Here is a 24,923-nt window from a genome sequence, read left to right as displayed (position 1 = left end):
GTGCGAGCAGCCTAGGGCGGCGGCGCCCCAGGGCATACCCCTCCGCCGGGGGGATCAGGCCCGGCGGCGCTTGCCGGCCCCGGCCCGCGGGGGCTCGCCGGTGTTTTCCCGCAGCAGCAGGCCGATGGCCCGCCGCGCCTTGTCCGGCTGCGGGTGGAAGCCGCCGATCAGGCCGGAGTAGAGGAAGTGCTCACCCACGCTGACCATGGCTTCCACCAGGGTCTCCAGGTCGGCTGGCGGGCGGTACCGCCCGGCCTCGATCTCCTGGCGGATCAACGCCATGTCGGCGTGCACCAGGCGGCCATGCACGCCATCCGGATGCGTCACCAGGCGGTAGCCGGCCTGGCCTTCGTGCTCCAGGAAGCGGCGCAGCGGCACCGCCGTGGCGATCACTTCCACCTGCTCGCCGAAGATCGCCTCCAGGCGCGCCACTCCCTGGCCGGCGGCACGGGCGGCGGCGCGCTCCAGGGTCTGCTGCGTCAGCGACCAGATCACGTCGACCAGCAAGCGGTCCCGGTCGCCGATCCAGCGATACAGCGTGGCCCGCGCGATACCCAGCTGCAGCGCCAGCTGGTTCATGTCCAGCTTCTCGCCCGCCAGGTAGATCCGCCGCGCCGCCCGGAACATGTCCGTCGGAGTCGCCTGCGCGGCGCTGCGTTGCAGCGCGGGGATCGGCGCGATCCGGGCAGGCTTGGGGGCGGTGGGCGACATGCCGACAGCATACGGCCGGCCTGAGACACGAGCAATATCATGTATTGACTAAGAGACACGTACTACGTAGTGTCTCATTCATCGGCCACTGCAATGGCGGCCAGGAACATCGAGGGAAGCGCCCTGGGGCGTCTCCCGCAATGGTCGTGGGGCTCGGCCCGGCGCCGCGCACGCCGGGCTTTTTTTGCGCCGCGCAAACAGGAACGCCACGCCAGCGGGAGCCGGCATGGCGTTCAGGGCCTGCGGGTCAGGGCTGGCGTTCAGCCCTTGCGATACACCGGCTTGCGCTTCTCCAGGAAGGCACTCACGCCCTCCGTGAATTCGTCGTAGTGCCCGCATTCGCCCTGCAGCCGGCGCTCGATCTGCAGAGATTCTTCCAGCGTGCTGCCATTCCCCGCGTAGATCGCCTGCTTGATGCGCTCCAGCGCGGCGGCCGGGCCATTGGCCAGCTTGTGGGCCAGGGTCAGCGCAGTGGGCAGCAGTTGCTCGTCGTCCACCACGTCCCAGACCAGGCCCCAGGCCAAGGCTTTTTCGGCGGGCAGCTTCTCGCCGAGCATCGCCATGCCCATGGCGCGCTGCAGGCCGACCAAGCGCGGCAGCACCCAGGTGCCGCCGGCGTCGGGGATCAGGCCGATGTTGACGAAGGCCTGCAGGAAGTAGGCGGAGCGGGCGCAGACCGTTAGATCGGCCATCAGGCCGAGGTTGGCGCCGGCGCCGGCGGCGATGCCGTTGATCGCGGAGATGATCGGCTTGCGCAGCGCGCGCATCTTCAGGATCAGCGGGTTGTAGAAATCCTCCAGGGCCTGGCCCGGGTCCAGACGACCCTGCGCGTCGCGCGGCGTCATTGCCAGCGAGGCGGCGAGGTCGGCGCCGGAGCAGAAGGCCTTGCCCTCACCGGTGAGCACGATCGCGCGCACCGCGGCATCGGCTCCGGCGCGGACGAAGGCATCGTCCAGCTCCGTCAGCATCTGCCCGGTGATGGCGTTGTAGACCTTGGGGCGGTTGAAGCGGATGACGGCCACGCCGTCATCCACGCCGTAGAGGATTTCCTGGTAGTCCACGCCGACCTCCGTCGTATCAGTCGAGCGTCGAGCGCGCGATGATTTCCTTCATGATCTCCGAGGTGCCGGCCAGGATGCGATGGATGCGCTCGTCCTGGTACATGCGGCAGATCGGGTATTCCTCCATGTAGCCGGCGCCGCCGTGCAGCTGCACGCCCTCGTCCACCATGCGGCCCTGCAGCTCGCTGGTGTAGAGCTTGGCGCGTGCGGCGTCGGTGGGGTCGAGCTTGCCGAGGTTGTGCTGCTCCACGCAGCGGTCCACGTAGACCTGGGCGATGTCCAGCTCGGCATCCAGCGAGGCCAGCTTGAAGCGGGTGTTCTGCATCTTTGACAGCGGCTTGCCGAAGACCTTGCGATTGCGCACGAACTCCTTGGTCACGTCCAGCGCGGCGCGGGCGCCGGAGACGTTGCCGGCGGCGGCGATCAGGCGCTCCTCGGCCAGGCCCTTCATCAACTGGTAGAAGCCGGCATGCGGCTGGCCCAGCACGTTGGCCTTGGGCACCTTCACGTCGCGGAAGAACAGCTCGGCGGTATCCTGGGACTTCATGCCCATCTTCTTGAGCATGCGGCCGCGCTCGAAGCCCTCCATGCCGCGCTCCACCAGGAACAGCGTCACGCCGTGCGGGTTCTCCGGATGGGTCTTGGCGGCCACGATCACCACGTCGGCCAGGATGCCGTTGGAGATGTAGGTCTTGGAGCCGTTGAGCAACCAATGGTCGCCCTTGTCCTCGGCGCGGGCCTTCATGCCGGCGAGGTCGGAGCCGGCGTCCGGCTCGGTCATGGCGATGGCCATGATCTTCTCGCCACTCATGATGCCCGGGTAGAAGCGCTGCTTCTGCTCCTCGGTGCCGAAATGCTCCAGGTACGGCGCCACCAGGCGGCTGTGCAGCGTGATGAAGTAGCCGCTGTCGCCGTGCAGCGCGTTCTCCTCGATCAGGATCTGCTCGTAGCGGAAGTCCTTGAGCCCCAGGCCGCCGTACTTCTCGTCGATCCACATGCACAGGTAGCCCGCCTCGCCGGCCTTGAGGAAGGCCTCGCGGTCGACGATGCCGGCCTCGCGCCAGCGCTCGGAATGCGGGCGGATCTCGGTCTGGAAGAACTTGCGGGCGTTGTCCCTGAACAGCTCCATGTCGGAGTCGATGGCGGGGCGTTTCATAGGCAGGACCTTATTTGCGGTTGATGATTTTCGAGACGGGGAAGGTCATGCGGAAGCGCGGCACTTCCACCGTCATGAGGGCCTTGGCGCGGCCGAGATTGGGGAACATAGCGGCATCGGCACGGGCGCGCATCGTCCGTGCCGGCTTGATCCAGCCGCGGGCCGAGGGCGTGTAGACGAAGGTCTTGCCGTCATGGTGCTGGCCCAGGGTGCGCAGGGACTTGGGGATCAGCGCGGTCAGGAACGGAATCCAGAACGGGTAGCTCTTGAACTCCAGCTCGGCGAACACGCGGCCGTCCTTGGACAGGGTCACGCGGTCCACGCCCTTCTCGCCATAGCGCACGTCGAAGTCTGCCAGCTCCTTGGGGATGCCCCAGTTGTTGCGGCCGTTGACGACGCTGTCCATGGTCGAGACGAAGATGCGGCTGATCGACAGGTGGCGCTGGCCGTCCTCGAAGGGGAAGCTGCCGGGGATGAACAGCAGCTCGTGGTAGGGGCCCGCGTCCGAGCTCTGGTAGTCCACGAACATCAGCCAGCCGTAGGGCGAGCGGCCGCGCTTGCCGAGCAGGGTCTTGGGCAGGAACGTGTCCTGCACCTTGCTGTCGGGCGAGAAGCGCAGCATGGCGATGTAGCCGCGGCCGACCAGGTCCCAGGGGGCGGGGGCCTGGATGACGGCGGGGGCGGAGAGCGGGGCGTTCATATCAAGATCCTGAAATAACTCCCCTCGCCCGCGTGCGAGAGAGGGGTGGGGGGAGGGTGTCTGTTTCCGGTGGAGCGTTACAGAGACCCTCTCTCCCGGCCTCTCTCCCGCCAGCGGGAGAGAGGAGACAAGCGGTGGCTTTACTTCGGTGCCATGCGCAGCGCGCCATCGAGGCGGATGGTCTCGCCGTTGAGCATCACGTTTTCCACGATCTGCACGGCAAGCTGGGCGTATTCGGCGGGACGGCCAAGGCGCGGCGGGAAGGGCACGGACTTGCCCAGGGCCTCCTGCGCGGCCGGCGGCAGGCTGGCCATCATCGGGGTCTCGAACAGGCCCGGGGCGATGGTCAGCACGCGGATGCCGAAGCGCGAGAACTCGCGTGCCAGCGGCAGGGTCATGCCGACCACGCCGGCCTTGGAGGCGGCATAGGCGGGCTGGCCGATCTGGCCGTCGAAGGCCGCGACCGAGGCGGTGTTGATCACCACGCCGCGCTCGCCGTCGGTGTTCGGCGCCTGCTGGCTCATGGCCCAGGCGGCGAGGCGGATGACATTGAAGCTGCCGGTGAGGTTGATGTTGATCACGCGCTGGAAGTTGGCCAGCGCCTGCGGGCCTTCCTTGCCCAGGGCCTTCTCGGGGGTGCCGATGCCGGCGCAATTGATCACGCCGTGCAGCCCGCCCATGTCCTTGACGGCGACATCCACCGCTTCCTGCACCTGCGCCTCGTTGCTGACGTCCACGCGCACGAAGCGCGCGCCGTTGCCCAGCTCCGTGGCCAGGGCCGTGCCGGCGGCCTCGTTGAGGTCGGCGATCAGCACCTTGCCGCCGCGCGCGGCCAGGGCCTGGGCGGTGGCCGCACCGAGGCCGGAGGCGCCGCCGGTGATGATAAAGACGGAATTCTCGATTTTCATGCTGTGGTCTCCAGGACTCTTGGTTTTTCTGCGGGGTGCGTAGCCTGCCGCAAGCGTGCCGGCTCCGCCCCGCCCGCAAGGGTGAGAGCGGCGCCTTTTTCCCCGATCATGGTCGAGGGGGCATTGGTGTTGGAGCCGTTCAGGGTCGGCATGATCGAGGCGTCGATCACGCGCAGACCCTGAAGGCCGTGCACGCGCAGCTGCGGGTCCACCACCGCCATCGGGTCCACGCCCATCTTGCAGGTGCCCACCGGGTGGAAGTTGGAGCCGGCGTTGCGGCGTACCCAGTCCTCAAGCTCGGCGTCGCTCTGCACGGCGGGGCCGGGCGACAGCTCCTCGCCGCGATGCGGGTCGAAGGCAGCCTGCGCCAGGATGCGGCGCATGGCGCGCACACCGGCCACCAGGCGGGAGACGTCGCGCTTCTGGCTGAGGAAGTTGCCGTCGATCCGCGGCGGCGCCAGCGGGTCGGCACTGGCCAGGCCCACGCGGCCGCGCGCCAGCGGGCGAAGGTCGCAGACGAAGGCGATGTAGCGGTAGTCCAGCATCGCCGCCAGGCGGAAACCGTTCTCGACGTTGGCGGTGGGCGCGAAGTGGCACTGCAGGTCGGGGATCGGCTCGTCGGCCGAGGACTTGAAGAAGCCGCCGGTCTCCACGACGTTGCTGCTGAGCTCGCCCTTGCGCTGGAACAGATACTGGAACAGGCTGCGCAGCGAGCGCAGCAAGGATGTGGGGTGCCAGGAGATTGGTGCGCGGCTACGGGCCCTGGTCTCGATGATGACGTCGAGGTGGTCCTGCAGGTTCTCGCCCACGCCCGGCAGCTCGTGGCGCACCGGGATGCCGTGCTTCTCCAGCTCCGCGCGCGGGCCGATGCCCGAGAGCAGCAGCAACTGCGGAGACTGGAAAGCACCGGCCGACAGGATCACCTCGCGCTGCGCACGGATCTCCTCGTCGCGGCCGTCGCGGCGCAGCTTCACGCCCACGGCGCGCTTGCCCTCCAGCAGCACCTGCAGCGCCTGCGCGCCGGTAAGGATCGTCAGGTTGGGGCGGTTGCGCACCTCAGGCGTCAGGTAGGCGCGGGCGTTGCTCCAGCGCTCGCCGTCCTTCTGGAAGACCTTGAACGTGCCGAAGCCCTCCTGCTCGGCGCCGTTGAAATCGTCGTTGCGCGCATGGCCGCATTGTTGCGCGGCCTCGATGAAGGTTTCGCTCAGCGGGCTGGTGTAGCGGCGCTCGGTGACATTGAGCGGGCCATCCTGGCCGTGGAAGCGCCGGTCGCGTTCCGCCAGTGGAGCCTGGTAGTTCTCGGAGCGTACGAAGTAGGGCAGGACCTCATCATAGGACCAGCCCTCGCAGCCGAGCTCGGCCCAGTGGTCGTAATCCCAGGCGTGGCCGCGGGTGCAGACCGTGGCGTTGATGCTGCTGCTGCCGCCCAGCACCTTGCCGCGCGGCTGGTGGATGCGCCGGCCCGCGCAATGCGGCTGCGGCTCGGTCCAGAAATTCCAGTTGGCGAACCAGCCGCGCACCAGCGCCACCACGCCCAGCGGCATGTGAATCAGCGGATTGGTGTCGTCCGGCCCGGCTTCCAGCAGGCAGACGCGGCGCTGCCCGTCCGCCGACAGGCGGTTGGCGACGACGCAGCCGGCAGAGCCGGCCCCGACAACGATGTAGTCGTACTCGGCCACGGCTCTCTCCTCCGTTGCGCTACGGGAACTCGATCTGTCTTGTTTTCAAGCGCCGCGACGGGCGGTCGCGTTGCCGGCCGCCAGGGTGGACCTGGCGAAATCCGCGAGCTTGCCGATCGCTTCGTCGGCGTCACCCAGGATGCCGGCCTGCAGGTGGAAGTCATGCCACAGGCCGGGGTAGACCTGCAGCGTGACCGGCACCTTGGCCTGCGTCAGCGCCTTCTCCAGGCGCAGCGTGTCGTCCAGCAGGATCTCGTCTTCGCCGCTCTGCAGGATCACCGGCGGCAGGCCGCGCAGGTCGGCGAACAGCGGCGAGCACAGCGGGTGGTCGGTGGGCACGCGGCCGACATAGGCCGCGGCCCAGCGCTGCAGCGACGGCTGCGACAGCATCGGGTCGACCGCGGCCTTGCTGGCCATGGTGGAGGCGCTGCAGCCCACGTCGCCCCAGGGCGAGATCAGCAGCAGGGCCGCGGCCGGGGGCAGGCCGGCATCGCGCAGGCTCAGCGCCGTGGCCAGCGCCAGGCCGCCGCCGGCGGAGTCGCCGGCCAGCACGATACGCGTGTGGCCTTCATCCAGCAGCGTGCGGTAGGCGGACACCGCGTCGTTGAGCGCGGCGGGGTATGGATGCTCCGGCGCCAAGCGGTAGTCCAGCGCGAACACGGTCAGGCCGCTGGCCTTGGCCAGCGTGGCGCTCAGCGGGCGGTGCGAGTCCAGCGAGCCGACACAGTAGCCGCCACCGTGCAGGAACAGGATCACGCCGTCCCGCGAGGCCGGCCCGGAGGGCTGCAGGGTTTCGCCGGGTGCGGAGCCGAGCATGCGCGGGGTCACGCGCACGTCGCGCGGCACGCGCGTGGCGACGCCGAGCAGCTTCAGCATGCGGCGCTGCGAGGTGATGGACAGCGAGGGCCCGAGCATCGGCTTGAGCGTCAGCCGCACCACCGTGCGCAGCGTATTGCGAAGAAGGGTTCCGGACATGGGTTCTCCTCAGGCCGCGCGCGACAGCGTGGAGGCGGCTTCTTGCGGGGCGGTGCGGTAGGCGGCGTAGTCCGGCAGCTTGGTGCGGCGGCGGAACTCCAGCATGGTGCCGACCCAGTTGTTGGTGTTGCGGCCCTCGGCGGTCTTGTACCAGCTCTGGCAGTTGCCGGAGTAGGTGGTCTCCGCGCTGCGGCGCTCGATCTCGGCGCGGTAGGCGGCCTGCGCCTCGGCGCGCAGCTCGGCGTAGCGCCAGCCCTGCTTCTGCTGTGCCTGCACCATCTGCACGATGTAGCGCTGCTGGCACTCCAGCATGTAGATGATGGAGCCCGAGCCGACGTTGGTGTTGGGGCCGTACATCATGAAGAAATTGGGGAAGCCGGAGACCGTCATGCCCAGGTAGGCCTCGGCGCCCTTGCTCCAGCTCTGGTGCAGGTCGCGGCCGGCCAGGCCGCGCAGGCTCATCGGCGCCAGGAAGTCAGTGGCGGTGAAGCCGGTACCGTAGACCAGGGCGTCGACCTTGCGCAGCCTGCCGTCGGCGGTGATGACGCCGTCCTCGGTGATCTCGCGCACCGCCTCGCTGACCACCTCGACATTGGGCCGCGCCATGGTCGGCAGCCAGTCGTTGCTCAGCAGGATGCGCTTGCAGCCCACGGGGAAGTCCGGGGTCAGGCGCTTGCGCAGCTCCGGGTCGCGCACCTGGATGCGCATGTGCGCCTTGGCCAGCAGCGTCACCAGGCTTTCGATCCACTTGGTGCCGTTGTAGGCGTTGGCCAGCGTCTCGGTAATCAGGAAGATGCGCCAGCGGTCGATGTCGTGGATCACCGGGAAGGTCTTCAGCAGCCACTGCGTGAACGGACCGAAGGCCTTCTCGAACTTGGGGATGAACCAGCCCGGCGTGCGCTGGTAGACGTAGAGCTGGTCCACCTGCTTGGCGATCTCGGGCACGAACTGCACGGCGCTGGCGCCGGTGCCGATCACCGCCACGGACTTGCCCTTCAGGTCGAAGGAGTGGTCCCAGCGGGCGGAGTGGAAGGCCTTACCCTTGAAACGCTCCAGGCCCGGCAGCTTGGGATAGGCGGGGCGGTGCAGCTGGCCCACGCCGCTGACCAGGTGGCGTGCCTGGATGCACTCGCCATTGGCCAGCTGCAGCGTCCACAGGCCGCTGGCCTCGTCGAACTCCGCGCTGGCGGCCTCGGCATTGAAGCGGATGTGCCGGCCCAGGTCGTACTTGCGCGTGACGTAGCGCTGGTACTCCAGGATCTCGGACTGCTTGCCGTAGCGGTAGGCCCAGGGGTAGTGCGGCTCGAAGGAGTACGAGTACAGGTGCGAGGGAATGTCGCAGCCCGAGCCCGGGTAGGTGTTCTCGCGCCAGGTGCCGCCGACCTCGTCCGCCTTCTCGAAGAGGGTGAAGTTCTCGATGCCGGCTTGCTTCAGGTAATAGCCCAGGCCCAGGCCGCCGAAGCCGGCGCCGATGATGGCGACCTGCAGCGGTCCATTGGTGGTAGTGGCCATGGTTCTCCTCGTCGTTCTGTTAACCGTGGGGCGGATCATGGCGTCACCGGCCCCTTGCGTGGATGACGGGCACGGCCATTACATTGATAATTCCGGCCACGTCTCCCATCCCAGACTATGCCCTACCAACAGGTTCGCCGCAGCGTCGTCAGTGCCCAGTTGCTCCTGCAGCTGGCGGCGGACCACGGCCTGCCCGCGGCGGCGGCGCTGGAGGGCACCGGCATTGGCCCCGAGGCGCTGGCCGACCCGCAGCAGGAGATCACCGCGGCGCAGGAGCTGCGCCTGGCCGGCAACCTGGTGAAGGCCCTGGGCCATGTTCCCGGCCTGGGTCTGGAGGCGGGCCAGCGCTATCACCTCTCGGCTTACGGCATCTGGGGCTTCGCGTTGCTGTCGAGCCCTACCTTCCGCAGCGCCGCCGACATCGCCCTGCGCTACCTGGACCTGTCCTACGCCTTCGTGCGTTTCGGCCTGCGCGAGCAGCGCGGCGAGCTGCACGTGCTGATGGACGACCGCGAGATTCCCGAGGACACGCGCCGCTTCCTGCTGGAGCGCGACTTCGCCGCCTTCATCAACATGGTGCGCGAGCTGCGTCCCGGCGGGTTGCCGATCCTGGGCGCGCAGTTCGCCTTCCGCCGGCCGGCCTACGCCGATCGCTACACCGCCCTGCTGGGTGCCGAGCCACGCTTCGACGCTGCCGAGCACAGCGCCTGGCTCGACGCTGCCTACGTCGACGCGCCACTGCCGCAGGGCAACAGCATCATGGCGAGCATGGGCCAGGAGCAGTGCCGGCAGTTGCTGGCGCGCCGTCGGGTACGCATCGGCGTTGCCGGCCGCGTGCGCGACCGCCTGCTGCAGAACCCCGGCGACATGCCTGGGGTCGAGACCGTGGCGGCGGAGATGAACATGGCGGTGCGCAGCCTGCGCCGCCGGCTGGACGAGGAGGGCACCTCCTTCCGCGCGCTGGTGGACGAGGTGCGCCAGGCCCTGGCAGAGGAATTGCTGACCACGGCCAAGATGAAGCTCGAGGAAGTGGCGATGCGCCTGGGCTATTCCGAGCCGGCGGCCTTCGTGCACGCCTTCAAGCGCTGGAAGGGTATTTCGCCGATGGCCTACCGGGCGCAGCGCCTGGGCGAGCTGGGTGGCGGCGCCCCTTGAGTGCCGGCCCCGCTTGCCTACAGAATTGGACAGGCTGTAAAAATTACAAATAGTGAGGAGACGTTCATGAGAATCGCCGCACGATCGGGTGCCGCCGCTGCCTGCCTGCTGTCCGGCCAGGCCATGGCCGGCGGCCTGCAGACGGTCCCGGTGGAGCTGGCCCCGGTGGAGATCCGCGCCAGCGCCAACACCGCGCGCAGCAGCGCCAGCGAGGGCACCGTCACCGCCGAGCAGCTGGCCAACCGCCCGCGTCTGCGCCCGGGCGAACTGCTCGAGGTGGTGCCCGGTCTGATCGTCACGCAGCACAGCGGTGACGGCAAGGCCAACCAGTACTTCCTGCGCGGCTTCAACCTAGACCACGGCACCGACTTCCGCACCACGGTGGGCGGCATGCCGGTGAACATGCCCACGCACGGCCACGGCCAGGGCTACACCGACCTGGGCTTCGTGATCCCCGAGCTGGTCTCCTCCATCGAATACCGCAAGGGTTCCTACTACGCCGAGGAGGGTGACTTCTCCGCGGCGGGCGCGGCGCACCTGGAACTGATGCAGCAACTGCCGCGGCCGCTGTCCACCGTGGAGATCGGCGAGGACGGCTACCGCCGCGTGCTCGCCGCCGGTTCCGGCGCCGTGGGCGCCGGCACGCTGCTGGCCGCCGTGGAAGCCAGCACGCAGGATGGCCCCTGGACCGTGCCGGAAGACACCGAGAAGTACAACGCGCTGCTGCGCTACGGCTGGCGCAACAACGCAGGTGCCTGGTCCGTCACCGGCATGGCCTATTCCAATCGCTGGACCGCCACCGACCAGATCCCGCAGCGCGCGGTGGACAGCGGCCAGATCGGCCGCTTCGATTCGCTGGACGATTCCACCGGTGGCGACAGCCACCGCTACAGCCTGTCGCTGGACTGGGCCCGGGGCAAGGAGACGTCGGAGACACGGGCCACTGCCTACTTCGTCGACTACGACCTGGACCTGTTCTCCAACTTCACCTACTTCCTCGACAAACCCGCCGACGGCGACCAGTTCGAGCAGGTGGACCAGCGCCGCTACGGCGGCCTGGGCCTGGTGCACGAGCACCATGGCGAGTGGCTGGGCAGGCATATGCACCAGCGCCTGGGCCTGGACCTGCGCTATGACGACATCGGCGAAGTGGGTCTGCACCGTACCGTGCGGCGGCAGCGGCTGAGCACCGTGCGCGAGGACGGCGTGGAGCAGCTCAGCGCCGGCGCCTGGTACAGCAACAGCATCGAGTGGAACAAGGCCTTCCGCAGCGTGCTGGGGCTGCGTGCCGATCACTACCGTGTGGACGTGGATTCCGACAACGCCGCCAACTCCGGCAAGGCCGATGACGCCATCCTCTCGCCCAAGCTGTCGCTGATCTGGTCCCCGACCTCGCAGACCCATGTCTTCCTCAACGGCGGCTACGGCTTCCACAGCAACGACGCACGCGGTGCGACGATCACCGTGGTGCCGGGCAGCAACCCGGTGGAGCCGGCCGACAAGGTGGACCTGCTGGTGCGTGCCAAATCCTACGAGGTTGGCCTGCAGACGCGACTGCTGCCCTCGCTGCAGACCGCGCTGACGCTGTGGCAGCTCGACCTGGACTCGGAGCTGCTGTTCATCGGCGACGCCGGCAACACCGAGGCCACGCGGCCGAGTCGGCGCCAGGGCATCGAGTTCTCCAACTACTGGACCCCGCACAAGGGCCTGATCGTGGACGCCGACCTGGCCTGGTCGCGGCCGCGCTTCCGCGACAGCGACCCGGCGGGTGATCGCATTCCGGGCGCGGTCGAGCGCACCGCCTCGGTCGGCGTGGTGCTGAACGGCTGGAAGGGCTGGTTCGGCGGCGCGCGCCTGCGCTACCTGGGCAGCCGTCCGCTGATCGAGGACAACGCCGTGCGAGCCAGTTCCTCCACCCTGGTCAACCTGCGTGGCGGCTATGCCTTCTCGCCGCGCCTGAGAGTCTCGCTGGACGTGTTCAACGTCTTCGACCGCGACGTCAACGACATCGAGTACTACTACGAGTCGAGACTGCCGGGCGAAACGCCGGTGCAAGACCCGCCGGTCGGGGTTGAAGACCGCCACTTCCACCCGGCAGAGCCGCGCAGCGTGCGCCTGGGGCTGACGGCGTACTGGTGACGGCCATCCCGCCGCAAATAAAAAAGCCCGCAGCCGGGGGGTGACTGCGGACCTTGGGGGTGCGGAGGTTGGGGGGAACCTCCTGGGAGCCCGAAGGGGGTGATCCGCCGCAGGCGATGCCTAAATGGCATCGCCTGCGGCGGATCACGGGCGGCCATGGATGGCCGCCCCGGGGCCTAATCGGGTAACGGCTGCCCCGCCATGGATGGCGACCCGGACCTAAGTCGCGCCACAAACAAAAAAGGCCCGCAGCCGGGGGAGGACTGCGGACCTTGGGGGTGCGGAGGTTGGGGGAACCTCCTGGGAGACCGAAGGGGGTGATCTCTTGGAACCAGATTCTACGGATCGAAACCGAACGCTGGCTGAACGATTTTTAGAGCCCTGACGCCAGCCGGAGACCGTCTCGAAAACATCGGGCAGCAGGCTGCTCCAAGGCAAGCGGAACATGCCTTGAACGCAGTAAAATCAATGGGATAATCCTCTCCGAGGCCCGCAGGCACAGTGCCGTGCGGCACTGAACCAACCCCTACCCCCAACGCGGGGAAGGGGCGTCAGGGGCAGGAGCGGAAACCAGCATCGGGGGAAGAAGCCCCGACCGCCTCACTATCAGCGCCGGCTGTTACACCTGTCAATGGCAGGAGCGGATAGCCGCTTCAGGCCAGGGTCGAGGCGCGTGGCGCCAGGAAGCGCCGGGACAGCAGCAGGCCTAAGGCCATCGCGGCGACGAAGACCAGCACCGGCAGGCTGCCGCTGGAGCCGACCACCAGCGCCGGGCCGGGGCAGAGGCCCGACAGGCCCCAGCCGACGCCGAACAGGGCAGCACCGCCGACCAGGCGGGCGTCGATCAGCGTGCGATCCGGCAGGCTCAGGGGAGCGCCGGCCAGCGTGGTGCGGCGGCGCCGGGCCCAGGCAAAGGCCGGCAGGGCGGCCAGGATGGCGCCGCCCATGACGAAGGCCAGGGCCGGGTTCCACTGCCCGGTGATGTCGAGGAAGGCGCGGACCTTGGCGGGGTCGGTCATGCCCGACAGGATCAGGCCGAAGCCGAACAGCAGGCCGGCAGCAGCGGCGGCGATCACTTGCTTGCTCATGCGGAAGTCACCCCAAAGCCGAGCGCAACGACCAGCATCGCCACGCCCATGAAGGTTAGGACCGCGACCAGGCTGCGCAGCGAGAAGTTGGCCAGGCCGCAGACGCCGTGGCCGCTGGTGCAGCCATTGCCGAGCTGGGTGCCGACCCCAACCAGCAGGCCGGCGCCGATCAACGCGCCCCACTGCGGCGTGGCCAGCGCGCCGCCGAGCTCCAGCGGTTGTACCAGCCGCCACAGCCAGGGCGTGGCCAGCAGCGCCAGCAGGAAGACCACGCGCACGCGGTCGCGGCCGGTGCTGAGGGCGTTGCCGAAGATGCCGCTGATGCCGGCGATGCGGCCGCTGCCCAGCAGCAGCAGCGAGGCCGAGGCGCCGATCAGCAGGCCGCCGGCCAGCGAGGCGGCGGCGTCCGGGATACTGAAGACGATGGTGGTCATGGGCTTGTCTCTCCAAGGGCGGCTATCCGTTCGTGCTGAGCTTGTCGAAGCATGAGCGGATCGTCCACCGTACGGGTCGGCGGCTCCCGTTCTCACTTCGACCGGCTCAGTGCGAACGGGAGCTTGAGCGGGGCATGCTCAGAAGCTGAAGCTTTCCTTCTTGCCGCCGCTGACCTTGGCCAGCAGTTCCTCGATGGCGCCGGGGCTGCTCATCAGCTTGCCGAAGGTCACCATCGTCAGGTCAGGATGCCAGACCGCCATGCGGAAGCGCATGTGCTGGGCCTTCACGCTCTTGCCGTCCACCAGCAGGGTGTAGGGCAGGTAGGAGGTAGTCTTGACCGCGAACTTCTGGTCCACCGTGTCCTGCAGGATGTGCTTGTCATTGGCGCGCTGGTCGGTGACCTGGGCGCGGGAGATGCCGAACAGCGTGCGCTGGCCCGGCAGGTCCAGGCGGAAGACCTTGGCGGCGCCGCCGACCTTCTTCTGCAGGTTGGCTTCCACGGTCTTCACCGCATCCTCGTAGCTGGCGTGGCTGCCGAGGTCGTAAGTGTCCTCGAAGCTTTCCATGCCCACCATGTAGCGGAAGCTGCGCAGTTGTTCCGCCGTGCGGCCCTTGTCGGCGCCGAAGCTGTCCTGGGCGCCCAGCGCCTTGGCCAGCGCCTGCGCGACGCCGGCGAGGTCCACCGGCAGGCGGTAGGCCGCAGCCTGGTAGCGAGGGTTGAGGTAGGCGACCTGCAGCTTGCCGTCCACCACCGTGAGGCCGACATTGAGCACCGCACCGAAGGCCGACAACGCCGGCTTGGCGGCGGCGGCCTTCAGCTCGGCGCTGGTGAAGGAGACGACGTGCGCGTTCGGGTAGGGATTGTATTCGCCGACGACCTCGAAGCCGGCGGCGGCGAGCTTGCCCTTCACCGCGGCGATCTCGGTGTTGAGATCGGCGGTGTTGGTGTAGGCCAGCACGTAGGGCTTGAGCAGTTCGGCGGACCAGGCCGGGCCGGCGCTGAGCAGCATGCCGAGCACGGCGGCGGAGAGGACGACGAGGGTGTCGCGCAGCAGGCGCTGGGCGGGGCGACGGGCGATGTTCATGGGGAGAGGTCGTCCGTGAGGATCAGAAGCGGTAGTTGAAGCCGAGCGTGATTTCCCACTGGTGCATGTCCAGTGAGATGTCCTGGTCTTCCGGATCGACGCCGAAGGCGTTGTCCAGCGCCGCGCTGCCGCCAGCCGCGCCGCCGAGCAGGATCTCCGGCAGCGTCGCCTCGACATTGCTCAGCGGATTCTTGCCGCGCACCGGGTTGCTGGGTGCGTACATCGCCGCCAGGTCGAAGCCGATGCTCTTGGAGTACTGGTAGCTGAGGCCGGCGGTGTAATGCTTCTCGATCACGGCGGGAGCCAGGATGTTGAACAGCACCTCGTCGCTGGGAATCGGCTGGCCGTCATTGATGCTGTAGCCGGCGCGGAACTTGAACGCGGCGAACTTGTACTGCACGCCCAGCTTGTAGACCTGCACGTCCTGCCAGCCGAAGCCCGGGCCCTTGTCGGCACCGAGGCAGGCGCTGCTCTGGTCGCTGCTGCCGACGATCGGGATGATGCCGTTGAGCAGGCGCGGCAGGGCGCAATCGTTGACGAAGCGGTTCGGGTCCAGCGGATTGCCGACCGAGGCGACCTCGCTGAAGTTGATGCGCTGGTAGTCCAGGGCGACACGCAGGTTGTCGCTCAGGTGCAGCGACAGGCCCACGTTCCAGGACGAGGGGATGTCGAAGCCACCCTGCTCGGCGAACAGGCCGGAGTATTCATCCAGCTCGGTCATGCGGATGCGGGTCTGGTAGGACGCGCCGATGCCGATGCCGGGGATCACGCCGGTCAGCACGCCGACGCGGCCGCCGTAGCCGTAGGAGAAGTCGTAGCCGTTGTCAGTGACCTTGTCCGGAGAGTTGGAGAAGGGCTTGAAGGCGCTCAGGCCGTCGGCGCGGAAGCGCTGGCCGGCGATCAGCGGCGAGATGCCGATCGAGGTGCGGTCGCCGACCTTGAAGGAGTAGGTCGGCGCGACGAACAGCTGGATCAGGTTCACCGAGGCCGCCGACTTGTTGGTGGCGCCGCCGCAGAAGCCGATGGGATCGGCCCGGCCGGCCACCGGGGTGCCGCCGCCGAGCGTGCCGTTGCACTGCGTGGCGAAGCTCAGCGGACCCAGGCCGAAGCCCTGGCCGAACTGCGCGGTATTGCCCTGGTACTCGGTGTTCATGCCGCCATTGCCGTACACCGCGACGCCCCAGCTGGAGAAATCGTCGATGCGGCGGCTGTAGGCGAAGCCGGGGATGTAGAACAGGTCGTTGTCGCTCTTCACCGTTGCCGGGTCGATGGAGATGATGCCGATGTTGGCATTCTCGCCGCGCGCGAAGGTGGTGTAGTCGCGCACCGGCGCGAACACGCTGAAGTTGACGTCGACTCGGTTGCCCACCCAGACCAGGCCGGCCGGATTGATCGTGGACACCAGGGCATCTTCGGTCAGCGCCGTGCCGGCGCCGCCCATGGCGCGCTGCGAGGCGCTGTAGCCGTGCGCGAAGTAACCGTTGGTGGCCATCGCCGGCAGCGGTGCCGACAGGGCAACGAGCAGCGCCAGTCGGCGCCAATTCGGCGAGCGTGAAGTGGATTCCCCAAACATGTTCTGAATACCCTGGGCCTGACGATAGTTATGGCGGCAGGGTATGCGGCGTACACCCTAAAGTAAAAGAATATCGGCTGATATTTATATGCCTAAACCCTTGGTTTTGGTGGCTAAAGACAGCAGGTCGCGGCTTGACTGCAGGGGATCAGCTCTGATCATTTATAACGATAAGGAATTTAGACCTGAATTTATATTAGTTAGAGATTGCTTGCGGGGCGTCTAGGATGGCGATCAACCAGTCCCCCGATAGGACTGCCAACGAAGAGAGGTCACCATGTCCGCCGCTATCCGTCCCCAGGCTGCTGCCGCTGCGATTCCGCCCGTCGTGGTCGGTGATCCGTCGCATCCCACGCTGGTGGAAGCGCGCGGCCATGCCCAGTCCGCCGGGCTCAACTATGCCGGCGGCGTTACGCCGGCGGAAGCCTGGGGGCTGTACTCCTCCGGACTGGCGGTGTTGGTGGACGTGCGCACCGCCGAGGAGCGCAAGTTCGTCGGTCATGTGCCGGGCAGCCTGCACGTGGCCTGGGCCACCGGTACCTCGTTGATCCGCAACCCGCGCTTCGTGCGCGAGCTGGAAGCCAAGGCGCCCAAGGGTGCGGTGCTGCTGCTGCTGTGCCGCAGCGGTCGTCGCTCGGTGCTGGCCGCAGAGGCCGCCACCAAGGCCGGTTTCGGCAGCGTGTTCAACATCCTCGAAGGCTTCGAAGGCGAGATCGACGAACACAACCGCCGCGGACAGCGTGGCGGCTGGCGCTCACACGACCTGCCCTGGATCCAGGACTGAGCCTGGCGGGCCTCGACGGAACGACGATGACGCAGCCGACGGGAGTGCGTGCATGAGCCGACATGATCTGGTGGTGGCGCCGCTGGTGCCCGCACAGCACTGGGACCTGGAGCGCATCGTCGGCGAGTTGCACGAGGCGCGTCGTCGCTGGCGCGAGGCGCAGCAGCGCAACCGCGAGTACGGTGGCCGCGAGTTTCCGTCGCGCGATGCTCTCAAGGCGATCGCCGAAGGCCTGCGCGGCTCGCTGTTCCCGATGCGCCTGGGTCCGGCGGACCTGCGCCAGGAAAGCGAGGACTTCTACGTCGGCCACACATTGGATGCGGCCCTCAACGGCCTGCTCGACCAGGTGCGCCTGGAGCTGACCTACACCGCGCGGCACCAGCAACTCGGCACTGCCGACCTGGAGCAGCGCGCGGTGACCATCGTGCGTGAATTCGCCGCCTCGCTGCCGGCGCTGCGTGGCGTGCTGGATTCGGATGTGGAAGCCGCCTATCGCGGTGATCCCGCGGCGCGCAGCGTTGACGAGGTGCTGCTGTGCTACCCGGGCATCCTGGCGATCGTCCATCACCGACTGGCGCACCAGCTCTACAACCTGGGAGTGCCGCTGCTGGCTCGCATCCTCGCCGAGATCGCCCATTCCGAGACCGGCATCGACATCCACCCCGGCGCCAGGATCGGCAACAGCTTCTTCATCGACCACGGCACTGGCGTGGTGATCGGCGAGACTGCCGTCATCGGTGACCGCGTTCGCCTCTACCAGGCCGTGACCCTGGGCGCCAAGCGCTTCGAGACCGAGGAAGACGGCAGCCTGCAGAAGGGCGCGCCGCGCCACCCGGTGGTGGAGGACGACGTGGTGATCTACGCCGGCGCCACGATCCTCGGGCGCATCACCATCGGCCGGGGTTCCAGCATCGGAGGCAACGTCTGGCTGACCCGCAGCGTGCCGCCCGGCAGCCAGGTCACGCAGGCGCGTTCGCATCAGGAAAGCTCACAACAGGGGCCGGCATCAGCCGGTTGAAACAAACAGGGAATCATCATGAGCAGTCTGGAAAGGCAGTTCGGCCAGGTCATCCGCATCGCGCGCAAGCGCAATGCCTGGTCGCAGGAGCGTCTGGCGGAAGCCGCGGATCTCAACCGCAGCTATCTCGGCGAGATCGAGCGCGGCGTGGTCAGCCCCTCGCTGGCCACCATCCACAAGCTGGCATCCGCGCTGGGTTCGTCGATCGCCGCGCTGATCGAAACCAGCGAGCGGACGGTGCTGGTGCCGCAGCGCACCTACGAAGCGCAGCTCAATGGCGGCGATAGCCTGTAGAAGCGCGCTTCATAACGCGCGAATCTGAGCTTATTCCAAGTCTGCTTCACAGGAGTTATCCCTCATGGCTGAGTACACCGCCCCCCAAACCCTGGGCGACAGCGGCGCGCGCCAATTGGCGAACGCCACCAAGACCCCGGCGCAGTACTCCATCATCACGCCGCGCTGGCTGGTGCACCTGCTGCAGTGGCAGCCGGTGGAAGCGGGTATCTACCGCGTCAACAAGGTGGCCAATCCGGCCGACGTGCGCACCGCCTGCACCGCCAAGGAATCCGGCGAGCTGCCGGACTCCTTCGTCGACTACGATCCGGCGCCGCGCGAGTACTTCCTCAACGCGCAGACCACCAAGCTCAACATCAACACCCGCGTCTCGGACCTCTATTCGAGCCCGCACGACCAGATCAAGGAACAGCTGCGCCTGACGATCGAGACGATCAAGGAGCATCAGGAGAGCGAGCTGATCAACAACCCCGACTACGGCCTGATCGCCAACGTCGTGGAGAGCCAGCGCATCTTCCCGCTGACCGGCGCGCCGACGCCGGACGACCTGGACGAGCTGCTGACCAAGGTGTGGAAGGAGCCAGCCTTCTTCCTGACGCATCCGCTGGTGATCGCCGCCTTCGGCCGCGAGTGCACCCGCCGCGGCGTGCCGCCGCCGACCGTGAGCCTGTTCGGCGCGCAGTTCCTGACTTGGCGCGGCATCCCGCTGATTCCGTCCGACAAGGTCCCGGTGGCCGACGGCAAGAGCAAGATCCTGCTGCTGCGCGTGGGCGAGAAGCGCCAGGGCGTGGTCGGTCTGTTCCAGCCCGGCCTGCCGGGCGAGCAGAGCCCGGGCCTGTCGGTGCGCCTGATGGGCATCGACCGGTTCGCCATCGCCTCGTACCTGATCTCGCTGTACTGCTCGCTGGCGATCCTGACCGACGACGCCGTGGCGATCCTGGATGACGTGGAAGTGAACAAGTTCCATGACTACCCCGACACCTACAAGTGAGCTTGCAGGCCGGGGACCGGACGCGGGTGGCTTGCTCGACATTGGCGCGCTGACGCAGATCGCCAACGACCTGTTCCGCGAGCTGCCCACCGGCGGGCAATGGCCGACCGCGCCCACGCGCCCGGCCGGCCTGACCCTGCCGCAGCCTCCGGGCGCACCCGCGCTGCCGGCCAATCCGCTGCCGCTGGCCACCAGCCTGTCGGCGACGCCGCCCTTCGTGGTGTCGCAGCCGGCGGCGGCCGCCGCCGTGGCACCGCCCTCGGCCATCACGCCGCGCGTGCTGCCGACGCAGGCGCAGACGGTGGACCCGCACGGCTTCAACACCACCGTGTCTCCGGCGCTGCCGCATGGCGGCGGTGTAACGCAAGGCGTGCCTGAAGCCTACGCCGCCGGCCTGCCGGCCGCCGCACCGGTGCCCACCGACGGAGCCCTGCCGGGCGCGCCGGTGGCGCCGCCGTCCACGCCATCCACCCCGTATTACTTCCTGGGTGAGGCCAGTGGCTGGCCTTCGTCCGCCGCCACTCCGGCGCCGGTACCGACGGTGCCCGACTTCGCCGTGCCGGCGGGCCTGGATACGCGCGTGCTGCGCGAGCCCTCGGCGCCTGCGCCGAAGGCTTCGGCCGCGCCGCAGTACTACTTCACCGAGTCCGCCACGCCGCCCGCGCGCGGCACGCCGGCCGTGCCCGAAGGCCGCCGTCATTTCGACGTGCAGGCCGTGCGGCGTGACTTCCCGATCCTGCAGGAACGCGTCAACGGTCGTCCGCTGGTGTGGCTGGACAATGCCGCCACCACGCAGAAGCCGCAGGCTGTGATCGACCGCCTGGCGTACTTCTACGCGCACGAGAACTCCAACATCCACCGCGCCGCGCATGAGCTGGCGGCACGCGCCACGGATGCCTACGAGGGCGCGCGCAACAAGGTGGCGCGCTTCCTGGGCGCCAGCTCGGTGGAGGAGATCATCTTCGTCCGCGGGGCCACCGAGGCGATCAACCTGGTGGCGCAGAGCTGGGGCCGGCAGAACGTGCGCGAGGGCGACGAGATCATCGTGTCGCACCTGGAGCACCACGCCAACATCGTGCCCTGGCAGATGCTGGCGGCTGAGAAGGGCGCCAGGCTGCGCGTGATCCCGGTGGACGACACGGGCCAGGTGCGCCTGGACGAATACCAGAAGCTGCTGAACGACCGCACCAAGATCGTGTCCGTCACCCAGGTCTCCAATGCGCTGGGCACCATCGTGCCGGTGCAGCAGATCGTGGAGATGGGCCACCGCGCCGGCGCCAAGGTGCTGATCGACGGTGCCCAGGCGGTGTCGCACCTGCGCGTCAACGTGCGCGCGCTGGACGCCGACTTCTACGTGTTCTCCGGGCACAAGATCTTTGGCCCCACCGGCATCGGCGTGGTCTACGGCAAGCGCGAAGTGCTGGAGCAGACGCAGCCCTGGCAGGGCGGCGGCAACATGATCCAGGACGTGACCTTCGAGAAGACGGTCTATCACGGCGCTCTGGCACGCTTCGAGGCCGGCACCGGCAACATCGCCGACGCGGTGGGCTTGGGCGCGGCGCTGGACTACCTGGAACGCCTGGGTCTGGAGAACGTGGCGGCCTACGAGCATGACCTGCTGGAGTACGCCACCCACCTGCTGCGGGACATCCCGGGCCTGCGCCTGATCGGCACGGCCAAGGAAAAGACCAGTGTGCTGTCCTTCGTGCTGCAGGGCTACCAGACCGAGGAGGTCGGCAAGGCCCTGAACCAGGAAGGCATCGCGGTGCGCTCCGGCCACCATTGTGCCCAGCCGATCCTGCGCCGCTTCGGTGTGGAGGCCACGGTGCGGCCCTCGCTGGCCTTCTACAACACCTGCGAGGAAGTCGAGCTGCTGGCGCGGGTGGTGCAGCGGCTGGCACGGGCCCGGAACTAGGAACTGCCGGCGGCAATGGCGCGCGGCGATCGCCGCGCGCCACGCTTTCGGACGAGGTGAGGAGCCAGCCGCCCCGCGACACTATCGCGATTCCCGAATGGAGCGCGACATGCATCTTGCCATTCCCGATACGCCCGGCCTGCTACGGGGCCGTACGGCCCTGGTCACCGGCGGTGCCGGCGGCCTGGGCCTGGCCAGCGCCTCGCGCCTGCTGGCGCTGGGCGCGCGCGTGCTGCTGGCCGACATCAACGCCGCTGCCGGCGAGTCGGCAGCCACCGCGCTGCGAGCCCGCCACCCCGGCGCGGAGGTCGAGTTCCTGCCCGTGGATCTTTCCGACATGGCCAGCGTGCGCGCGCTGGCCACGGCGGTCGCGGCGCGAGCCGATCGCCTGGACCTGCTGCTGAACAATGCCGGCATCTATCCGCCGGCGCAGCGCATGCAGACCGCCGAGGGCTGGGAGCTGAGCCTGGCCATCGCCCTGATTGGCCCCCATGCACTGACGCTGCACTTGTTGCCGCTGATGGAACGCAGCGAGGCCGGGCGCGTGGTAGGCATCACCAGCCTGGTGCAGGGCCAGGGTCGCATCGACTTTGACGACCCCTTCCTGACGCGCCGCTACCGGCCGATCGATGCCTACCGCCAGAGCAAGCTCGCGGCCCTGACCCTGGCGGTGGAGTTGCAGCGGCGGCTCACCGAGGCCGGCAGCCGTGTCAGCAGCCTCGCGGCGCACCCCGGCGTGTGCCGGACGCAATTGGGGCAGAACCGCCGCCGCCAGGCCAGCGACAGCCGGCTGCAGCGTTTCAAGGCGGATTTCTTCGCCTACACGCAGATGCGCTTCGGGCAGGAAGCCGAGCAGGCCGCGGATTCGGTGATGGTGGCGCTCTGCGCCGAGGGTTTGCCGGCCGCCGCCTTCGTGGGGCCGTCCGGCTGGATGCAGATGGCGGGCGCGCCGGCCCTGCAGCGCCCCAATCCGCTGGCCCTGGACCCTGCCGTAGGCGCGCGGCTGTGGGCGCTGGCGGAACGCTGCAGTGGCAGCCGCTGGCCCGCCTGAAGCGCGCCAGGGCTTGCGGTGCCGGCCGCTGCATGCTGGACTCGCGCCGTCTCTGCTTACGGAGTTTCGTGTGAAGTGCCGCTTGTCCGTCGCCTTGCTGGCCGTCGCCCTGGCTGGCGTCATCACCTCGTCCCGGGCCGCTTCGAGCCCTCCGGCTACGCCGGAAGCCGATGCGGTCAGCCTCCAGGCTCCTGTCCAGCCGCCGGAGGTCCTGCCGCAGCCGACGCCCGAGCAGCTACGCCTGCTGTTCCTGCAGATGCTGATCGCGCCGGAACCGAATCCGCCCCAGCAGTGCCTCGACCAGGCGTTGCGGCTTAACTACGGGCTGATGGCGCTGCGCTTCGCCAAGGCCGACCCTGCGCGCATCGAGCAGGCGCTGTTGCGGGGCGTGGACGAGGACGACGAACTGCAGCAGCGCCGTCGCGAGTTCGCGGTCTGGAAGCGCACCACGGCTCCCGGCATGGTGGCGCGCAGCCGCTTCACCCATTGCCTGGAGCGGCACCAGCTGCAGTCGCGCCTCGGCGATGTGGAATTGCGCTGCTTCCAGATGGCTGGCGTGCCCGCCGTGGCGCAGTTGCGCAAGGCCGGCGGTGCCGGGGAAGCCGATACGCTGGCGCAGTTGCAGGGCATCTACGGCAAGACGCTGCCGACCCAATACCTGAAGGATGTCACCTCGGCGATCTATCGCGCCGCCAACGACGAGGCGGCCTTCGGCGTGCATCGCGCGCTGTTCGGTGGCTGTCTGGGGCAGGCCGGTTGAAATGTGGTGGCTATACCCAACAGATAGGCTCTAAGGGAATATAAGTAAAACACCATATTCTTTTGATATATAACGCTGCTGCCCTAGATTGCACGCCGGTTCGGTGAACCGGTTCTAAGGGTGGCGGCAATGCAACAGCAAGACAGGGTGGGGAGCAGCAGGCGATCGGGAGTCCGGTCATGAAGCTGCGGCAACTGCGATATATCCACGAAGTCTCGCGCCGCGGGCTCAACGTCACGGCCGCGTCGATGGCGCTGTTCACCTCCCAGCCCGGCGTCAGCAAGCAGATCCGCGTGCTGGAAGAGGAGCTCGGCGTCGACATCTTCGAACGCAGCGGCAAGCACCTGACCCAGGTGACGCCCGCGGGCCGCCGCATCCTCGAACACACGCAGCGCGTCCTCACCGAAATCGAGAACATCTCCCGCATCGCCGGCGAGTACCGCGATACCGATGCCGGCGACCTGGCGATCGCCACCACGCACACGCAGGCGCGCTACGCGCTGCCCGGCGTGGTCAGCGCCTTCACCGGACGCTATCCCAAGGTCTCGCTGCACCTGCACCAGGGCTCACCGGTGCAGATCTCCAAGACCGCCGCGGAAGGGCAGGCTGATTTCGCCATCGCCACCGAGGCCATGGACCTCTACGACCAGCTGGTAATGCTGCCCTGCTACCGCTGGAACCGCTGCGTGCTGGTCAAGCCCGAGCATCCGCTGGCGCAGCTCGGCGAACTGACGCTGGAGGACGTGGCCCAGTATCCGATCGTCACCTACACCTTCGGCTTCAACGGCCGCTCGCAGCTGGACAAGGCCTTCGGTGCCCGCGGACTCAAGCCCAACCTGATGCTGACGGCGGTGGACGCCGACGTGATCAAGACCTATGTCCGACTCGGGCTGGGCGTCGGCATCGTCGCGGACATGGCCTACGACCCGCAGACCGACAGCGACCTGGTGCGCCTGCCTGCGGGCCACCTGTTCGAGTCCAGCACCACGCACATTGGCTTCCGCCGCGGCATGTTCCTGCGCGGCTACATGTACGACTTCATCCAGCTGTTCGCGCCGCACCTGAGCCGCGATGTGGTCGACGAGGTGGGCCGGCTGGCCGACCCCGAGGAACGCCGCAACCGCGTGCGCGAGCTGTTGCCGGCACTGCGCACGCTATGAAGCGGGCGGCACTGCTGATCCTGGCCATGCTGCCGGGTCTGGCCGCCTGCGGCCGCGCGCCGGAGCTGGATGCCGAGATCGACATCAGCCACGTCGTCGGCGGCGAGCCGTTGCGCCTGGATGAGGGCCACTACCGCAACGCGGCGGGGGAGGAATTCACGGTCGGGCGCCTGCGCTACTACCTGAGCCTGCCGCGGTTGCGCCGTGCCGACGGCAGCTGGTTCGAGCCGCGGTATCCGGCGGAGTCGGTCGACGCCTATCACCTGGTGGACGAGGCCAAGGCCGACAGCCGTCGCCTGCGGATCGGCGGCGTACCGGCGGGCGAGTACGTGGGCATCGAGTTCCTGCTGGGCGTCGATGACGCCCGCAACCATGGCGGCGCGCAGACCGGCGCACTGGATCCCGCGCGCGGCATGTTCTGGACCTGGAAGAGCGGCTACATCTTCCTGGTGCTGGAAGGAACCTCCCCGGAGTCGCCGGCGCCCGGTGGCCGTTACAGCTATCACCTGGGTGGCGGCGAGCCCTCGCTGGCGCGCCGCGTGTACCTGCCGTTCGGCGAGCGGTCGATCCGCGTCGAGGAGCGGGTGAAGCCGACCGTGCACCTGGCAGTGGACGTGGGCGCCTTGCTGTCCGCCGTGAACCCGGTGCGGATCGCGCAGTTGCCCGAGGCCATGGACCCGGTCGCGGCCAGGCCGTTGGCCGACAATGCGGCGGCCATGTTCCGGGTCGATCACCTGCACCATGAACCGCGCCGGCGCGGCGGCGGATGAGGC

23 protein-coding genes are annotated in these 24,923 nt (G+C 68.3%); 11 read left to right on the top strand and 12 right to left on the bottom strand.

Going from position 1 to position 24,923, the window contains the following annotated elements:
- Nucleotides 1-54: 54 nt before the first annotated feature.
- The 8 genes from QT386_RS16485 to QT386_RS16450 all read right to left on the bottom strand — a co-directional run bounded on the left by QT386_RS16485 (nt 55) and on the right by QT386_RS16450 (nt 8,702).
- On the bottom strand, nt 55-711 hold the full coding sequence (locus QT386_RS16485) for a QsdR family transcriptional regulator (protein ID WP_289274835.1): 657 nt from the start codon (nt 709-711) through the stop codon (nt 55-57).
- Nucleotides 712-971: 260 nt separating this feature from the next.
- Nucleotides 972-1,772 carry an enoyl-CoA hydratase-related protein gene (locus tag QT386_RS16480; RefSeq protein ID WP_289274834.1) on the bottom strand — a complete coding sequence of 267 codons (801 nt, stop codon included), beginning with the start codon at nt 1,770-1,772 and terminating at the stop codon, nt 972-974.
- 16 nt (nt 1,773-1,788) lie between these two features.
- Nucleotides 1,789-2,928 carry an acyl-CoA dehydrogenase family protein gene (locus QT386_RS16475; RefSeq protein WP_289274833.1) on the bottom strand — a complete coding sequence of 380 codons (1,140 nt, stop codon included), beginning with the start codon at nt 2,926-2,928 and terminating at the stop codon, nt 1,789-1,791.
- Nucleotides 2,929-2,938: 10 nt separating this feature from the next.
- On the bottom strand, nt 2,939-3,628 hold the full coding sequence (locus QT386_RS16470; protein WP_289274832.1) for an acetoacetate decarboxylase family protein: 690 nt from the start codon (nt 3,626-3,628) through the stop codon (nt 2,939-2,941).
- Nucleotides 3,629-3,768: 140 nt separating this feature from the next.
- Nucleotides 3,769-4,536, bottom strand: a complete 768-nt coding sequence (locus QT386_RS16465) for an SDR family NAD(P)-dependent oxidoreductase (RefSeq protein WP_289274831.1) — start codon at nt 4,534-4,536, stop codon at nt 3,769-3,771.
- Nucleotides 4,533-6,215, bottom strand: coding sequence for a choline dehydrogenase (locus QT386_RS16460; protein WP_289274830.1), 1,683 nt, complete (start codon nt 6,213-6,215; stop codon nt 4,533-4,535). The genes QT386_RS16465 and QT386_RS16460 overlap by 4 nt, the downstream gene beginning before the upstream one ends.
- Before the next feature lie 45 nt (nt 6,216-6,260).
- Nucleotides 6,261-7,190: an alpha/beta hydrolase gene (locus QT386_RS16455; protein WP_289274829.1), complete on the bottom strand. Its 930-nt coding sequence runs from the start codon at nt 7,188-7,190 to the stop codon at nt 6,261-6,263.
- 9 nt (nt 7,191-7,199) lie between these two features.
- Nucleotides 7,200-8,702, bottom strand: coding sequence for an NAD(P)/FAD-dependent oxidoreductase (locus QT386_RS16450; protein ID WP_289274828.1), 1,503 nt, complete (start codon nt 8,700-8,702; stop codon nt 7,200-7,202).
- A 117-nt stretch (nt 8,703-8,819) separates the two neighbouring features.
- Between QT386_RS16450 and QT386_RS16445 the strand changes: the two genes are divergently transcribed.
- Nucleotides 8,820-9,857 (top strand): AraC family transcriptional regulator, encoded by a 1,038-nt coding sequence (locus tag QT386_RS16445; RefSeq protein ID WP_289274827.1) that lies wholly within the window; start codon nt 8,820-8,822, stop codon nt 9,855-9,857.
- A gap of 66 nt (nt 9,858-9,923) precedes the next feature.
- Nucleotides 9,924-11,996 (top strand): TonB-dependent receptor, encoded by a 2,073-nt coding sequence (locus QT386_RS16440; RefSeq protein WP_289274826.1) that lies wholly within the window; start codon nt 9,924-9,926, stop codon nt 11,994-11,996.
- 653 nt (nt 11,997-12,649) lie between these two features.
- Here QT386_RS16440 and QT386_RS16435 read toward each other — a convergent pair.
- The 4 genes from QT386_RS16435 to QT386_RS16420 all read right to left on the bottom strand — a co-directional run bounded on the left by QT386_RS16435 (nt 12,650) and on the right by QT386_RS16420 (nt 16,177).
- Nucleotides 12,650-13,084, bottom strand: a complete 435-nt coding sequence (locus tag QT386_RS16435; protein ID WP_289274825.1) for a DUF6691 family protein — start codon at nt 13,082-13,084, stop codon at nt 12,650-12,652.
- Complete coding sequence (locus QT386_RS16430; RefSeq protein ID WP_289274824.1) at nt 13,081-13,518, bottom strand: YeeE/YedE family protein; 438 nt, start codon at nt 13,516-13,518, stop codon at nt 13,081-13,083. The genes QT386_RS16435 and QT386_RS16430 overlap by 4 nt, the downstream gene beginning before the upstream one ends.
- 138 nt (nt 13,519-13,656) lie before the next feature.
- Nucleotides 13,657-14,604, bottom strand: coding sequence for a hypothetical protein (locus QT386_RS16425; RefSeq protein WP_289274823.1), 948 nt, complete (start codon nt 14,602-14,604; stop codon nt 13,657-13,659).
- A 22-nt stretch (nt 14,605-14,626) separates the two neighbouring features.
- Complete coding sequence (locus tag QT386_RS16420; protein WP_289274822.1) at nt 14,627-16,177, bottom strand: OmpP1/FadL family transporter; 1,551 nt, start codon at nt 16,175-16,177, stop codon at nt 14,627-14,629.
- Nucleotides 16,178-16,454: 277 nt separating this feature from the next.
- On the opposite strand from QT386_RS16420, the gene QT386_RS16415 reads away from it, so the two are divergent.
- From QT386_RS16415 to QT386_RS16375, 9 genes are all read left to right on the top strand, one after another.
- Complete coding sequence (locus QT386_RS16415) at nt 16,455-16,961, top strand: rhodanese-like domain-containing protein (RefSeq protein WP_289274821.1); 507 nt, start codon at nt 16,455-16,457, stop codon at nt 16,959-16,961.
- Between the two features lie 52 nt (nt 16,962-17,013).
- Nucleotides 17,014-17,979: a serine O-acetyltransferase EpsC gene (epsC, locus tag QT386_RS16410; RefSeq protein WP_289274820.1), complete on the top strand. Its 966-nt coding sequence runs from the start codon at nt 17,014-17,016 to the stop codon at nt 17,977-17,979.
- Between the two features lie 18 nt (nt 17,980-17,997).
- Nucleotides 17,998-18,273: a helix-turn-helix domain-containing protein gene (locus QT386_RS16405; protein ID WP_289274819.1), complete on the top strand. Its 276-nt coding sequence runs from the start codon at nt 17,998-18,000 to the stop codon at nt 18,271-18,273.
- A gap of 64 nt (nt 18,274-18,337) precedes the next feature.
- Nucleotides 18,338-19,264 carry a family 2A encapsulin nanocompartment shell protein gene (locus tag QT386_RS16400; RefSeq protein WP_289274818.1) on the top strand — a complete coding sequence of 309 codons (927 nt, stop codon included), beginning with the start codon at nt 18,338-18,340 and terminating at the stop codon, nt 19,262-19,264.
- A 31-nt stretch (nt 19,265-19,295) separates the two neighbouring features.
- Complete coding sequence (locus tag QT386_RS16395) at nt 19,296-21,179, top strand: family 2A encapsulin nanocompartment cargo protein cysteine desulfurase (protein WP_289274817.1); 1,884 nt, start codon at nt 19,296-19,298, stop codon at nt 21,177-21,179.
- Between the two features lie 109 nt (nt 21,180-21,288).
- Nucleotides 21,289-22,230: an SDR family NAD(P)-dependent oxidoreductase gene (locus tag QT386_RS16390; protein ID WP_289274816.1), complete on the top strand. Its 942-nt coding sequence runs from the start codon at nt 21,289-21,291 to the stop codon at nt 22,228-22,230.
- An 82-nt stretch (nt 22,231-22,312) separates the two neighbouring features.
- Nucleotides 22,313-22,990: a hypothetical protein gene (locus QT386_RS16385; protein ID WP_289274815.1), complete on the top strand. Its 678-nt coding sequence runs from the start codon at nt 22,313-22,315 to the stop codon at nt 22,988-22,990.
- A 179-nt stretch (nt 22,991-23,169) separates the two neighbouring features.
- Nucleotides 23,170-24,150, top strand: coding sequence for an HTH-type transcriptional regulator CysB (gene cysB, locus QT386_RS16380; protein ID WP_289274814.1), 981 nt, complete (start codon nt 23,170-23,172; stop codon nt 24,148-24,150).
- Nucleotides 24,147-24,920, top strand: a complete 774-nt coding sequence (locus tag QT386_RS16375; RefSeq protein WP_289274813.1) for an MbnP family protein — start codon at nt 24,147-24,149, stop codon at nt 24,918-24,920. The genes cysB and QT386_RS16375 overlap by 4 nt, the downstream gene beginning before the upstream one ends.
- Nucleotides 24,921-24,923: the final 3 nt, after the last annotated feature.

Source organism: Solimonas sp. SE-A11, assembly GCF_030345715.1.
Classification (GTDB): Bacteria; Pseudomonadota; Gammaproteobacteria; order Nevskiales; family Nevskiaceae; genus Solimonas_A.
The sequence above is the reverse complement of the archived record's forward strand: the minus strand, read 5'-3'. Positions and strand labels throughout refer to the sequence as shown.